Source organism: Paraburkholderia sp. GAS334 (assembly GCF_050436625.1).
Lineage (GTDB): Bacteria > Pseudomonadota > Gammaproteobacteria > Burkholderiales > Burkholderiaceae > Paraburkholderia.
This window is the reverse complement of sequence record NZ_JBNDMO010000002.1, coordinates 601,175-615,515: the sequence shown is the minus strand read 5'-3', so window position 1 is coordinate 615,515 and position 14,341 is coordinate 601,175. Positions and strand designations below refer to the sequence as shown.

Genomic DNA, 14,341 nt, shown 5'->3' with positions numbered 1-14,341 from the left:
CCGAATCCGCGCAAACCGTTCGCGCTCAACCGGCCGCGGCGCTCCGTTTTCCGCCCCGTTGCTTCAGCACGCGCGCCTGCAGCACGATCACGAGCAGCAGGAACACGCCGCGAATCACCGACTGCCAGTACGCCGACAGGCTGATCAATCCAAGCCCGTTCTCGAAGTTCAACAGATTGAACACGAGACCGAGCAGCAGAACGCCGGCAATCGTCATCGCGATCGAGCCTTCGCCACCGGTCAGCAGCGTGCCGCCGAGAACGACCGCCGAAATCGCGAACAGCTCCCAGCCGACGCCTTCGTTCGGCTGACCCGCGCCGAACTGCGCGGCGAGGATCACGCCCGCCAGTCCAGCGAGCAACCCGCTCGCGGCGTACGCGGCGATCAGCGTGCGGTCGACGTTCAGCCCCATGAGGCGCGCCGCTTCTTCGCTGCCGCCGATCGCGAGCGAATGCCGTCCAAACCGCGTGCTGCGCAGCGCAAGCCAGCCGATGACGGCCGCCGCCAGCGCGACGAGTCCCGGAACCGGCAGGCCGAACAGATCGCCCTGGCCGAAGCTGGCGAAATTCGACTCCGCCGAAATCGACACCGCATCGTTGCGTCCGAGCAGCAGCGCGACGCCGTGCGCGCCGAGGCTCGTCGCGAGCGTCGTGATGAACGGCAGGATCTTGAGGCGCGTGATGACGATGCCGTTCAGCACGCCGACCGCGAGCCCCGCGAAGGCGCCCGCGAGCACCGCGACCCATCCGCCGTAAGGACTCGCCAGCGCAGCGACGACGCTCGAAAGCGCCGCGACCGTGCCGACCGACAGATCGATGCCGCCCGTGATGATCACGAACGCCATGCCGACGGAAATCAGCGCGAACATCGAGTTGTACCGCCAGAACGACGTGATGTTGTACGCCGACGCAAAGTGTTCATAGCGCACGAGCCCGAGCACGAGCAGCAACACGAGCGCCAGCAAAATCGGAAGGTTCTTTTTCATCGCTTTCGAATCCCGTCAAGCGCGAGCGTTATCGTGAACGCCGCTGCACGTACACGGCGGCAATGATGATGCCGGCCTTCACCACAAGCGCGGCTGCGTCAGGAATGCCGTGCGCGAGCAGCGTATAGCGCAGCAACTGGATGATCAGCGCACCGATCAGCGTCCCGCCGATGTACGCCTTGCCGCCCGTCAACGCCGTGCCGCCGACCGCCACCGCCGCGATCGCATCGAGTTCGCTGCCGAGCCCGACCACGTTCGCATCCGACGACGAATTCACCGAAATCGAAATCAGCCCGGCGAGACCCGCGAGCGCTGCGCACACCGTGTACGCGATCAGCTTCACGCGGGCGGTCGGCACGCCGCACAGATACGCGGCTTTCTCGTTGCCGCCGGTGACGAGCAGGTACTGGCCGAACAGCGTCTTGCGCACGATCCACGTAAAGAGACAGACCAGCGCGAGCATCAGCAGCACCTGAAACGGCACGCCGCCCACCTTGCCGAGCGCAATCCACTGGAATGCGGGATTGTTGAACGCCTGCAGGCCGCCGTCGGTGACAACCTGCGCGATACCACGTCCGGCGATGAACAGCACGAGCGTCGCCACGATCGGCTGCACCGCCAGTCGCGTAACGAGCAGGCCGTTGAACACGCCGCACAGCGCAGCGGCGATCACTGGGAGCGTGAACGCAAGCACGATGCCGGGCGGGCCGTCGACGTTCATGAAGAGCATCGGCGCCAGCGCGCCCGAGATCGCCATCGATGCGCCCACCGAGAGATCGATCCCGCCCGTCGCCACCACCAGCGTCATGCCGATGCCGACGATCACGATCGTCACGACCTGTGTCAGGTTGACGTTGAACGTCTGCAGCGACCAGAAGTGCGGCGTGAAGATCAGGTTGAAGACGAGCATCGCGAGCAGCACGATGATTTCGCGCTGGATCGGAATACGGCGACGCGCTTTTGTCCTGACGTCGGAAGCCGGCACCGTAGCGGCCGTGACCGGCGTCGCAGACAAGGGCGGCGCGGTCTCGTTACGCAACGACTCATGAGCCATGGCGATTGCCCTCCAGTGCGTCCGCTACGTGCGCCGCGCTGACGGCTTCCGCCAGTTGCGACGGGCCTTCACTGCCGTACGCAATGGCGTCCATGATCGATGCCTCACTCATTTCGCCGCCGTTCAGTTCGGCGACCGTACGGCCGTCGCGAATCACGACGGCGCGGTCCGCCACGGCGGTCAGTTCTTCCAGTTCCGAGGCCGACATCAATACCGCCAGCCCGGAGTCGCGCAATTCACGCACGATTCTGGCGACGTCGGCTTTCGCGCCCACGTCGATGCCGCGCATCGGTTCGTCGAGTAGCAGCACTTTGGGCTGCGTCGCGAGCCAGCGGGCGAGCAGCACTTTCTGCTGGTTGCCGCCCGACAGTTCGCGGATCGGTTGATCCGGTGAGCGCAGCTTGATGCCGAGCGACGCAATGAATCGATCCACGATCTCCTGCTGCTGTTTCACGTCGACGATGCCGTGCTTCGACAGCGTGCGCAGGCACACGAGCGTGAGGTTGTCGCGCACCGGGAGTTCGGGGACGATGCCTTCGAGCTTGCGGTCTTCGGTGAGATACGCGAGGCCGCGCGCGATGGCGTCCTGCGGCGACTTCAGCGCAACCGTCTTGCCATCGATTTCGAGCGTGCCCTGCGCAGCCGGATCGGCGCCGAACAGCAGACGCATCGTTTCCGTGCGGCCCGAGCCGAGCAAGCCAGCCAGCCCGACCGCTTCGCCCGCGTGTACATCGAGCGAAACGTCGTTCACCTTCGGATGTGCAGCGAGATGTTTCGCAGAAATGGTTTGCGCGCCGCGTCGTGCGAGATTCGCTTCGCGCGCGGCCGTGTCGTCCTGCACGACGGCGGCGAGCGTGCGGCCAAGCATCGTCGTGACGAGTTGCAGCTTGCCCATGTCGGCCATCGCACTTTGCGCGACCGTCTGGCCGTCGCGCATCACCGTGACGCGATCGCACAGCGCATACAGTTCGTCGAGCCGGTGCGATACATAAATCACCGCGCGGCCGTCATCGCGCAGTTTGCGCACGACGTTAAAGAGCAGTTCCACTTCGCGCTCGTCGAGCGACGACGTGGATTCGTCCATGATCACCATCTTTGCGTCGGACGACACCGCGCGAGCCAGCGCGACCATCTGCTGGATCGCCGTCGAATAGCTGCCGACGGGTTTCTTCACATCGATCAGCAAGCCGAACGATTCGAGCAGCGCGGCTGCGCGTTGCTGCACTGCGCGCCAGTCGATCAGGGCAAAGCGGCGCGGCTCCCGTCCGAGAAAGATGTTCTCGGCAACTGAGCGGAACGGCACCAGGTTGATTTCCTGATAGATCGTGCTGATACCCGCTTCACGCGCTTCTTTCGGCGTGCGGAAATCGATCTCGCGACCTTCGAAGCGGACGACGCCACCCGAGCGGCGATACGCGCCCGTGAGGATCTTGATCATGGTCGACTTGCCGGCGCCGTTCTGGCCGATCAACGCATGCACTTCGCCGGCGGCGACGCTCAACTGCGCGCTGCGCAACGCGGGCACGCCGCCGAAGCTGATCTGGATGTCCTGCATCTCCAGCAAGGGCGGCTGGCCTGGCCGGGGCGCGGCGGTCGGGATACCGGTACCGGTGTGCGTCACGTGTGTCTCCTGATGCGTGTCCCTGCATCGCGGGCGAGTTGCCCGCAACAGGTGTGCGCAGATGCAATGCGTCGGGGATCGTCAATGCGTGCGTGCCGGCAGCGCGGCGCGCGGCGATCCTCTTGCATGGGTCGGGATGCGGCGGGCGGCGACCGGACTGGCGTGTCGCCAGTATTGCGCGAGTCGCGGGCGGGCGCAAAACAGCGTTACGGCGCGAACCGCAAAAACCGGTCTTCGGCGCTAAACGGCGTCTGTCAGTCGCCGTGAGCAGACGCCAGGACAAAGCGAAGCGACGGTCCGCGATTGCACGGGCACGTCGCTTCGAACCCTCCGGTCAGTGGGACCCGGCAGCGTCCGGTTACAGGTCAGCCCGGAACGGACAGTCTCCGGTTCACCTTCACCTGCCCTTCGTTTCCTGATCCGCTCTGGTACCCGCTCAGTAACCGTACTGCATGCTTTCCTTGACGTTGTTCCTGTCGTAGAAGCGGTCGGACACTTTCACCCACGTCGGGATCGTTTCGCCCTTCGCGTAGCGTTGCGCGACGTCGCAGGCGAGCGGGCCAAAGAACGGGCTCGACTGCACGCTGGCGCCGAGTTCGCCGGCTGCGATGGCGTCCATGCCGCCCTTCGTGCCGTCGATCGTCACGAGCAGGATGTCCTTGCCCGGCTGCTTGCCGGCGGCCTTGATCGCGGCGATCGCGCCCAGTGCCATTTCGTCGTTATGCGCGTAGACAGCGGTCACTTCAGGATGCGCCTGCAGCAGCGTTTCCATCACCTGACGGCCCTTGTCGCGCGCGAAGTCGCCGCTTTGCGAAGCGATGATCGTCATGCCCGGGTTCTTCGCGATGATTTCGTCGAAGCCCTTTTTGCGATCGTTCGCGGCGGACGCGCCGGTCGAGCCTTCGAGTTCGATGATCTTCGCCTTGCCGCCCGTCGCCTTGACGAGCCAGTCCGCGGCGCGGTGGCCCTGATCGATGAAGTCCGAGCCGATAAACGTGATGTAGTCGCGGCCCGCCTTGGCAACCGATTGATCGACGTTACGGTCGACCAGAATCACGGGAATGCCGGCCTTTTTCGCCTGCAGCACGACGGGTGCGAGCGGCTTTTCTTCACGCGGCGGGAACACGAGCAGATCGACGTGCTGCGCGATCATGCTTTGAATGTCCGAAACCTGTTTCGCGGGAGAGCCGTTGGCATCCGTCATGACGATCTGCCAGCCGCATTTCGAAGCGACTTCCTTGAAACTCCTCGTTTCCGCGAGACGCCACGGGTTGTTGCTTTCGGTCTGCGCGAAGCCGACCTTCAACGGAGTTTTGGTAGCCAGTTTGGGCAGGGCGTCGTCGGCGTGTGCCGTCGAGATGCCGCAGCCGATTGCCAGCGCCAGAACTGATCCGACGAGCGGACGAACCCGCTGCGGACGCTTTTGCTTGAGCGACGCCATGTCTTCCTCCAGTGCTTTGGTTTAGTTGCTTTTTACTTTGCCCTGCACCGTTCGTGACGACGGTTTGCCACGGGTTTGCACCTCGTCCGGGTGTAGTCGATTATTTCATCGCGAATTATTATTAGTCAATCACTAATAATATTAGCTACCGGCGATTTTGCTTCAGTAATTACCCTGACCGACCCGCGTTCGATGAGGGGTCCATCGAGCTTCACCATACGGTGTCGAACCGGCGCGCCGGCGGCGCGATTGTGCTCATCCTGAAGCAGCGTTTCGACGGCCCAGCGTCCCAGTTCATAGTTCGGCAGCACGACCGTCGAGAGCGGCGGATGCGTATGGCGGGCGATTTCCTGATCGTCGTAACCGAGCACGGAAACGTCTTCCGGCACGCGGTGACCGAGCTGCTTTAGCGCCTCGATTGCGCCGAGCGCCATCAGGTCGTTTGCGCAGAAAATCGCGGTTGGCGGATTGGGCTCGCGCATCAGCGAGAGCGTGTGTTCGAAGCCGGTGCCGGAGCTCCAGTCGCCGTCGCGAACCAGTTCCTGCGCGAACGGCAGATCGGCGGTGGCGAGTGCGGTGCGATAGCCTTTGAGGCGATCTTTGGCTGCGTCCTGCCAGTGCTCGCCGTTGATATAGCCGATGCGCCGATGGCCCGCGCGCAGCAGATATTCGGTCGCGACATGCCCGCCTGCCACTTCCGCCGGCACGACCGACGAGAAGCCGCCTTCACTCGTGTAGCAGTTGAGCAGAACGGTAGGAACCTGCAACAGCGCGGCCGGCGGGCTCACTTTGCGCGTGTAAACCGTGGCGTAGATCACGCCAAAAACGTTCGGGCTCGCGAGCGCCGCGTCGAGCACCTGCTGCTCGATATCGGCGTTGCCGTGCGTCGAGTAGACAGCGAGCATCTTGCCGTGTGCGTACGCGGCATCGCGCGCGCCGTCGATGTTCACAACCGGGTGCGGGCTCGTCGAGATTTCGTCGGCGATGTACACGATCAGGCTGCGTTCGTCCTTCGAGGGCTGCACCACGTCGCGCGTCGAGAGACGGTAGCCGAGTTCGGTCGCGGCTTTCAGCACCTTGTCGCGCGTGTTTTCGGAGAATTTGGCGCCGGTGGCGTTATTGAGAACAAGCGAAACAGTCGACTGCGACACCCCAGTGAGCTTGGCGATGTCGGTCATCGTTGGACGTCGTTGGGTCGATTTTTTCATTGAGCGGGCCGCCTGGCTAAAGCGACAAAAACAGGTGACGCCGGAGGCGTCGGCGGTCTGACGGTACCACTAATAATATCCGTCGGGCAACGCGCGCTAACCCGCCTGCGCGAGACGGCGAACGTCTCTGGTGGCGCTCATGACGCGTCAATATTATTACTAATAATATTGACGAAAGGCGCTGTCGCGTGCGATTCTCGGTCGCGCGGGCCTCCGAGGCGCGCCGGCCGTGCCTGTCGCCCGGCACGTAACAGCATCCCTCTTGCATGGGACCAGAGACAACGAAAGGTGTCTGCCGTCTCTCGAGATCAACAATGCGCAATGTTTCCCTGAATCCCTTTCCCTTCGGCGCATCAGGCCAGGCGGCGCTCGACGATCCGTCGCTCATCGCGCTCTGCAGCGGCAGCACGGAACTGCGCGTGGCGCCGCTCGTTGGCGGATCGATCGCGGCGTACTTCGAGGCGACCCATGCGGGTCCGGTTCACTGGATGCGCCCTGCGACCGGCGCCGCGCTTGCTGCGCGCAATCCGCTGCAGATGGCGAGCTTTCCACTTTTCCCGTACTGCAACCGCATCCGCGACGCGCGCTTCGACTTCGATGGCCGTTCGATCGACCTTTCCGGCGACGGCAACACGTTCGCGCATGCGCTGCACGGCACCGCATGGCGGCGCGCGTGGTGCGTCGGCGCACGCACGGAAACGTCGGTTGAGCTGCATCTGGAGCACACGCCCAATCCTTCGATTCACGGCGACTGGCCGTTTCCTTATCGCGCGCAGCAGACGATCGAACTGATCGGCGACGCGCTGCGCGTCACGCTGACGGCGCGCAATCTGGGCGATCGTCCGATGCCGTTTGGCATGGGTCATCATCCGTATTACCCGCGAACCGCGAACACGGTGATGACCGCTTCCGTCGAAGCGATGTGGCACGCCGACGCCGACGTATTGCCGACCCATCTCGGCGCGCATCCGGCCGTCGATGCGCTACGAAACGGGATGTCCGCGGACGCGTTCGATCTCGACAACAACTTCACGGGCTGGCAGCGCGAGGCGGTGGTCGCGTGGCCGGACGAGCGTCGGCAACTGACGCTGAACGCCGACGCTGTGTTCGGTCAGTTGGTGGTGTTTGCGCCCGCGAGCGAGGCGCTGCTGTGCGTCGAGCCGGTGTCGAATACGACCGACTGCTTTAACGCGCCGGCCGCTGCGCGGGACAGCGTTGGTGGCTGCGTGCTGATGCCGGGCGAAGAGATCACGGGCGTGTTGACCTGGACGCCCGCCAGGCTTTGACCATCCGCTGAAGCACTCGCGTCTGTCACGGTCACTTCCCGGTCACGCGCTGAAAAAACAGCGCTCAACCCACCTGCAATCGCGCTATATACGGCAGATGATCCGACAGCCACGCAGTTTCCTGCGTCGGCTGGATCCACTCGATCGGCTTCATGTCGCGCACGAACATCTTGTCGAGCGCGAGCGCCGGTGAAAACGCCGGGAACGTACGCGCGGGTTCGCCGAGCAGCGTCGCCACTTCGTGCAATCCATGCTCGGCAAACAGCGGCACGGAATCGTTGCGCCAGTCGTTGAAATCGCCGGCGAGCACGAGCGGACCCGTGGGCGCTTCCTTCGCGATCCAGTGCGCGATCCAGTTCATCTGACGCAAGCGGGCCGAGCGCGTGAGCGCAAGGTGCGCGCACAGCAGCGTGACCGAGTGACCGGCAAACGTTGCGCGGGCAACCAGCAGACCGCGCCGCTCGAAGCGGTGAGCGGAAATGTCCCAGCGTCCGCCGAGATCGAGCGGATGTGGCGACAGGATCGCATTGCCATGCCGCCACGAAGGCTTGAACACATTGGTGCCGAGCGCGATCTGCAGTTGCAGCGAACTCGCGATTTCGGTAGCCTGGCAATGCCAGATATCGTCGACGGGGTCGGCCAGCGGCGCGCCGAAATTCGACGACAACACCGGCGACGGCATCCGTCGCGCCATCGCTTCCTGCAGGAAATAGGCGTCCGCGTGGGTCGACTGGACCCAGCGTTGCATGGCCTGCCAGGCCTGAAGGCCGAGCGGCGAGCGACCTTTGTGAAGGTTCCAGCTCACCGCGATGAAATCCTTGGGATGCGCGCTATCGCGTATCAGTTCTTCGGGGTTTCGCATGCCGCGTTGTCCGCTTCTTCTGTCGTCAGTGTCAGGGGGTGGTCGCGATGCTCGCACGCACACGGTAGACGAGTGTCGGGTTCCTGTCGACGATGGTCCATGTGACCCACTGGCCAGCCGGCACCGTCAACCCCGGATGGCTCGCCGCAACCTGACGCGGCTGCGGGGGCAGCTTGCAGCCCGTATCGGTCTGGCGCGCGCCGGGGTCCTCGATGGTTTCCTGCGCTTCGATGGCGAGTGTGGTTTCCGTCGCCGACGCCTGCAACGGCGAGACCGTCAACGTGCGGGAGAGATCGATGCTGCCGGCCGGTACGTCCTTGCATCCAACGTTGTGTGACACCACGCGATGATGCGTATCCGTTCGCGCCTGGCCGACGGTCGTCGTGCCATCGAACGCATCGACCTGCTGGCCGTCGCTGACGACCTGCAGTTGCCACTGCACGGCCTGCTGCGCGGGGCGCTGCTGGGCCTGAGCCGGGGTCTGAGCCAATAAGGACGAGGTGCCGAACATCACGGCAACGACGCTGGTTTTCCACATGAAAGGTCTCCGGGCGACTGCTCCCGGCGGGATGGGCAGGCGCCCATCTTACGCTTGATCGGGGAATCAATTTCTGACCCTGCATTCACGGCCGGGTTCAGCAACAGTCTGTTTCAGATGATGACGCAGGCGCGTGAGTTCAACCGTTCAGGCACCTGATTGTCTGGCGATCACGCGGACGCACCGGTGTCGTGGCAGCAGCGTTCTGCGGCCATCCGTGCGCCATCCCACTGTTAGCAGCACACCTTCACGGCTGCTCGCTTGCCAGCGAATTTTGCATCGATACACTGAAAAACAGGCGACGTCTTGCCAGTGTCGCCGCAGCGGTAAAGCCAGGCACATACGCACAAAAGCGGGGTGAGCGATGACGACAGCCATGGTCAGACAGGAAATCGCGGTGGCGTCGTTCAGCCAGGTCTACGACCTCGATCGGGTCGAGACAGCGTTGAACGAACTCAGCGAAGGCGCGAACGACGCGTTGCGCACCACCTACGAAAAAATGCTGAAGGTCGGCAACCTGCGCTTTTGCGTGAAGCCGAACCGGATGCCGTCGATCGACGACCTGATCGGCGCGCTGCCCAACTTCGCCGAACCGCTCGACGACGTGCGCCGCCAGGTCGCGCTGTGCCTTGAAACCGAAGACCGGCTGGAACTGATGCCGATCCTGTTGCTCGGCGATCCGGGTATCGGCAAGACGCACTTCGCGAAGCAGCTGTCGCGGCTGCTCGGCACGTCGTATCACTACGTCGCGATGAGTTCGCTGACGGCCGGATGGATTTTGTCGGGCGCATCGTCACAATGGAAGAACGCCAAGCCCGGCAAGGTGTTCGACGCGCTCGTACATGGCAGCTACGCGAACCCCGTGATCGCCGTCGACGAGATCGACAAGGCCACCGGCGACTCGCAATACGACCCGCTTGGCGCGCTCTACGCGCTGCTCGAACATGACACCGCGCAGACCTTCATCGACGAATTCGCCGAAGTGCCGATCAACGCCGGCCACGTGATCTGGATCGCGACGGCCAATAGTGCGCGCGGCATCCCGGAACCGATCCTGAACCGGATGAACGTATACGAAATTCCGCCACCCGATCGCGACGGCGCACGCCGCATCGCGCAGGCGATCTATCACGAGATCCGTTCGGCACACAGCTGGGGTCTGCGGTTTCCGGCCGAGTTGGGCGAGGCCGCGCTCGACGCGCTCGCGCAGGCTTCGCCGCGCGAAATGCGTCGCGCGATTCTCAACGGATTCGGTGCGGCGCGTATCGACAGTCGCGATGAGATCGGCGCGACTCATATCCGGCTCGATAACGGCGCGCGGCGGAAACCGATCGGGTTTTGACGGATTTTCGGTCTCGATTAGCTGCGTTGTGCAAAAGACCGCCTTCGGGCGGTTTTTTTTGTCGCGTGAAATTTCGCTCCGACGCCCTTTTCCGCCGATCGTATCGAAGATTGTTCTCGAACCGGAAACAGTCAATTCATTTAATCGGCATGGATTTTTGATAGTCCGCGGCTACACTCCTCTGACCGAAGTGCCTGTGCATTTTCGCATCGACGATCCCACTTCAACGACTTCAGGAATCCATCATGAGAACCAGTTCTTTCGCCCTGCTGTTTTCTGCCACGGTCGCTGCACCCGTTGTTGCGCCTGCCTCCGCCGCCAGCTACACGGTGCTGGGCGCACCGGCCAGTCCATCCGGCACCGCCGATGCGCAGCGCGACAGCGCGACCAGCCAGACCACCGCCCGTAGCTGAGCGCAGCGCCGACGCGCTCACAAGGCGCGCCCGATTAAAACGAATGCCCGCATTCCACGAGCGTGCGGGCATTCTGCGTTCTGACGGCCGTCGTACAATTTTGATCAGTACAGGAGATACGTTCGACAACGCGCGGTATGAAGCGCGGAACGGCCGCATCCTGTTTTCAGAATTCATCGGTCGATCAGGCAGCGCGGGCAAAAGTCGCGTCGAGGGACATGGATCAAATCGAATGTGTGGTGATCGGCGCGGGCGTGATTGGCCTCGCCGTGGCGCGTGCGCTGGCCGCGCGCGGCTGTGAAGTGATCGTGCTCGAAGCCGCGGAAGCGATCGGCGTCGGCACCAGTTCGCGCAACAGCGAAGTGATTCACGCAGGCCTTTATTACCCGCGCGGCTCGCTCAAAGCTTCACTGTGCGTGCGTGGCCGCGAAATGCTCTATGACTACTGCACGACGCACGGCATACCGCACCAGCGGTGCGGCAAGCTGCTTGTCGCGACAGCGCGCAACCAGGTGCCGCAACTGGAAAGCATTCTCGCGCGCGGCAAGGAAAACGGCGTGCTCGACCTGATGCGCATCAGCGGCGACGAAGCGCGCGCGCTCGAACCGGCGCTCGAATGCGTCGAGGCGGTGTTTTCGCCGCAGACGGGCATCGTCGACAGCCACCAGTTCATGCTCGCACTACAAGGCGACGCCGGGCGTAGCGGCGCGATGTTCGCGTTCCACGCACCTGTCGACGCAATCGAGGCGAACAACGGACGCTTCGTCATCAAGGTCGGCGGCGCTGCGCCGACGACGATCAGCGCGGCCTGCGTGATCAACAGCGCCGGCCTGCAGGCGAACCGGCTGGCGTGCAGCATCCGCGGGCTCGACGCGCGTCACGTGCCGCCGCTCTATCTCGCGCGCGGCAACTACTTCGGCATCTCCGGGCGAGCGCCATTTAGCCGGTTGATCTATCCGATGCCAAACGAAGCGGGACTGGGCGTCCATCTGACGATTGATCTCGGCGGACAGGCGCGTTTCGGGCCGGATGTCGAATGGGTCGATACCATCAACTACGACGTCGATCCGCATCGCGCGGAAGCGTTTTATGCCGCGATCCGCGCGTACTGGCCGAAGCTGCCGGATGGCGCGCTGCAGCCGGCCTATGCGGGTATTCGTCCGAAGCTTTCCGGGCCCGGCGAGCCTGCTGCCGATTTCCTGATCCAGGGGCCGGCGGCGCATGGCGTGCGCGGGCTCGTCAATCTGTTCGGCATCGAGTCGCCGGGATTGACGGCATCGCTGGCGATTGCGCAGCGCGTCTGCGAACTGGCCGGACGCGCCTGAGGCAAAGGCGTTTCGCCGCGTGTTCTGGCTGTGTCAATGTCACTTCACGTCACGACGGATCACATCACGACGCGGCGCAACGCACCTTGATGCGCGACATCGCGCCTCCGGCGCCGCGCATGCGCTACGAATTTGCTTATCCCTGGCATTTGGGTCGACCCGCGCGGCCGCTTCATTGTTATTCTTGGAAACCGCTGTCGTTAGAACGGCGTTCAGTTCAATAACATGGAGTGAGTCCCCCATGAAGTCATCCCGTCGTACGTTTCTGATCACGAGCCTTGGCGTTGCGTCGTCGCTCGCGCTTTCCCGCCAGGCTTTCGCCGACGCGCCGAAAGTCTCCGAATCCGATCCGACCGCACAGGCGCTCGGCTACAAGACGAACGCCAGCAAGGTCGACAAGGCGAAGTTCCCCAAATACGCAGCCGGCCAGGACTGCGGCAACTGCAGTCTCTATCAGGGCAAGGCGAGCGACCCCTATGCCGGCTGTCCGATGTTCGCGGGCAAGCAGGTCGCCGCGACCGGCTGGTGCAGCGCGTATAACAAGAAGGCCTGATCGTCTCGCAGGTCGCACTGCTGCTGCATCTGGCAGAAAAGATAGCGGAACGCCACCCGCAAACCGGTTCTGCAGGATCAGCAGGCGCTGGTCGCGCAATGCGGCCAGCGCATTCCGGCAATGCGTCACGCGGATCTCGACGCGCGACGCAAGCCGGCCTGACGTATCAGGTGGGTGCGGCTAGTCGCGCGCCTGCATCAACGGCGGACGACGGTTGAACCACGGCCGCGCCGCCTCGAGTTGTGCAGCGAGACGAAAGAGCGTTGCTTCGCCGCCATCACGCGTTGCGAACTGCACGCCGACCGGCAGGCCGCGCGCATTCCAGTAAAGCGGCACCGACATCGCCGGCTGGCCAGTCAGATTGAAAAGCTCGGTGCAGCCCGCCCATGCGAACGCCTTGTTCGACGCTTCCGTCAGCATCTTCTTCATCAGCGCTTCGATGGGCATCGTGGTGACCGCGTGCATCTGCATTCGTTCGACCTGCGTCGGCAGCATTTCGCCGATCTTGATCGGCGCGGCCGCGAGCGTCGCGCACACGATCACGTCGTAACGCGTCAACAGGTCGGCCATTTTCACGGTGATGCGGCGCTGCTCTTCGAGTGCTGCAGGCAATGCGCGCTCGCCGAGCTTGCGGCCGATGTGCGCCATCGCCCAGGTCGCGATTTCGAATTCGCTGCGTTGGGGTTTGCGTCCTGTCGTACGATCGGCATTCAGCACGACTTCCTCCGCGATCACCGACCAGATCGTCAAAAACGCATGGCGGACCGCTTCGAAATCGATGCCGAGCGAAACCGGCTCGACATGATGGCCGAGCGACGTGGCGAGTCGCGCAGCGTCTTCGAGCGCGGCGCGCGCATCGGCGGAAAGTGTCGGCGCGAGCATCGGTTCGGCGACGTACGCGATGTGCAGCGGCTTGCAAGGCTCGCCCGTTGCGCCAAGAAATGTACCGGGCGCGCCGTGCGGCAGCGCCGCGTTGCCGCTGGTGAGATCGAGCAGCAACGCGCTGTCGCGCACGCTGCGCGACACGGCGTGATCGACGCCCAGTTCGCCCGGCATCTGCACTGCGGCGGGTGGTTGCCTGCCGCGTGACGGCTTGAAGCCGAACAGGCCACAGCACGACGCGGGAATGCGAATCGAGCCGCCGCCATCGGACGCATGCGCCATCGGCACGATGCCCGCGGCGACTGCGGCAGCGGCGCCGCCGCTCGAACCGCCGGGCGTGTGATCGAGGCTCCACGGATTGCGGCACGGGCCGAACAGTTCGGGCTCCGTGTACGGCATCTGGCCGATTTCGGACGTGCTCGTCTTGCCGAAAATATTGAGGCCGGCGGCGCGGGTCAGCGTGACGATGGGCGCGTCTTCGGTGGGAACGAAATAGCGGTAATGGCGGCTTCCCATCGACATCCGCAGGCCGGCGACAGGCGCGCCCAGATCCTTGATCAGATAGGGCACGCCGGCAAGCGCGCCGGTGGCATCGGCAGAACCATTCGCGCCGTTCACGCCATGAACAGAGGCGGAAGCGCGCTGACGCGCAGCGTCATAGTCTTTCAGCACGAGCGCATTGATCGCGGGGTTGACGGCTTCGGCGCGGGCGATCGCGGTGTCCAGCAGCTCACGCGCTGTGACTTCGCGCTTGCGCACGAGTTCGGCGAGACCGATGGCGTCATGAGACAGGTAATCGGATTGCACGACCGGGCGCCCCCCGCAGGTGAG

General features: G+C 63.9%; 13 protein-coding genes. 5 read left to right on the top strand and 8 right to left on the bottom strand.

Going from position 1 to position 14,341, the window contains the following annotated elements; all coding sequences use genetic code 11:
- Window positions 1-25: 25 nt before the first annotated feature.
- The 5 genes from P3T21_RS06215 to P3T21_RS06195 form a co-directional block, all read right to left on the bottom strand.
- On the bottom strand, window positions 26-985 hold the full coding sequence (locus P3T21_RS06215; RefSeq protein ID WP_429255039.1) for an ABC transporter permease: 960 nt from the start codon (window positions 983-985) through the stop codon (window positions 26-28).
- A gap of 28 nt (window positions 986-1,013) precedes the next feature.
- Entirely contained in the window at window positions 1,014-2,039 is a 1,026-nt protein-coding gene (locus P3T21_RS06210) for an ABC transporter permease (RefSeq protein WP_429255038.1), read from the bottom strand.
- Window positions 2,029-3,594: a sugar ABC transporter ATP-binding protein gene (locus P3T21_RS06205; protein WP_429255173.1), complete on the bottom strand. Its 1,566-nt coding sequence runs from the start codon at window positions 3,592-3,594 to the stop codon at window positions 2,029-2,031. Before P3T21_RS06205 ends, P3T21_RS06210 begins: the two co-directional genes overlap by 11 nt.
- Window positions 3,595-4,096: 502 nt before the next feature.
- The gene (locus P3T21_RS06200; protein ID WP_429255037.1) at window positions 4,097-5,101 is read right to left on the bottom strand and encodes an ABC transporter substrate-binding protein; all 1,005 of its coding nucleotides are present in this window, start codon (window positions 5,099-5,101) and stop codon (window positions 4,097-4,099) included.
- Window positions 5,102-5,226: 125 nt separating this feature from the next.
- Entirely contained in the window at window positions 5,227-6,279 is a 1,053-nt protein-coding gene (locus tag P3T21_RS06195) for a LacI family DNA-binding transcriptional regulator (RefSeq protein WP_429255036.1), read from the bottom strand.
- Window positions 6,280-6,623: 344 nt separating this feature from the next.
- On the opposite strand from P3T21_RS06195, the gene P3T21_RS06190 reads away from it, so the two are divergent.
- A complete protein-coding gene (locus tag P3T21_RS06190; protein WP_429255035.1) occupies window positions 6,624-7,595 on the top strand; it encodes an aldose 1-epimerase in 972 nt (323 codons plus the stop codon).
- Window positions 7,596-7,659: 64 nt separating this feature from the next.
- Here the strand turns inward: P3T21_RS06190 and P3T21_RS06185 are convergent, their stop codons facing one another.
- On the bottom strand, window positions 7,660-8,457 hold the full coding sequence (locus P3T21_RS06185; RefSeq protein WP_429255034.1) for an endonuclease/exonuclease/phosphatase family protein: 798 nt from the start codon (window positions 8,455-8,457) through the stop codon (window positions 7,660-7,662).
- A 31-nt stretch (window positions 8,458-8,488) separates the two neighbouring features.
- The gene (locus P3T21_RS06180; RefSeq protein WP_429255033.1) at window positions 8,489-8,995 is read right to left on the bottom strand and encodes a hypothetical protein; all 507 of its coding nucleotides are present in this window, start codon (window positions 8,993-8,995) and stop codon (window positions 8,489-8,491) included.
- 364 nt (window positions 8,996-9,359) lie between these two features.
- Between P3T21_RS06180 and P3T21_RS06175 the strand changes: the two genes are divergently transcribed.
- From P3T21_RS06175 to P3T21_RS06160, 4 genes are all read left to right on the top strand, one after another.
- Window positions 9,360-10,337: an AAA family ATPase gene (locus P3T21_RS06175; protein WP_429255032.1), complete on the top strand. Its 978-nt coding sequence runs from the start codon at window positions 9,360-9,362 to the stop codon at window positions 10,335-10,337.
- 245 nt (window positions 10,338-10,582) lie between these two features.
- Window positions 10,583-10,750, top strand: coding sequence for a hypothetical protein (locus P3T21_RS06170; RefSeq protein ID WP_429255031.1), 168 nt, complete (start codon window positions 10,583-10,585; stop codon window positions 10,748-10,750).
- 218 nt (window positions 10,751-10,968) lie between these two features.
- Entirely contained in the window at window positions 10,969-12,075 is a 1,107-nt protein-coding gene (locus tag P3T21_RS06165; RefSeq protein WP_429255030.1) for an NAD(P)/FAD-dependent oxidoreductase, read from the top strand.
- A gap of 241 nt (window positions 12,076-12,316) precedes the next feature.
- Window positions 12,317-12,628, top strand: a complete 312-nt coding sequence (locus tag P3T21_RS06160) for a high-potential iron-sulfur protein (RefSeq protein WP_429255029.1) — start codon at window positions 12,317-12,319, stop codon at window positions 12,626-12,628.
- A 180-nt stretch (window positions 12,629-12,808) separates the two neighbouring features.
- Here P3T21_RS06160 and P3T21_RS06155 read toward each other — a convergent pair whose 3' ends face one another.
- The gene (locus tag P3T21_RS06155; RefSeq protein ID WP_429255028.1) at window positions 12,809-14,317 is read right to left on the bottom strand and encodes an amidase; all 1,509 of its coding nucleotides are present in this window, start codon (window positions 14,315-14,317) and stop codon (window positions 12,809-12,811) included.
- Window positions 14,318-14,341 lie beyond the last annotated feature (24 nt).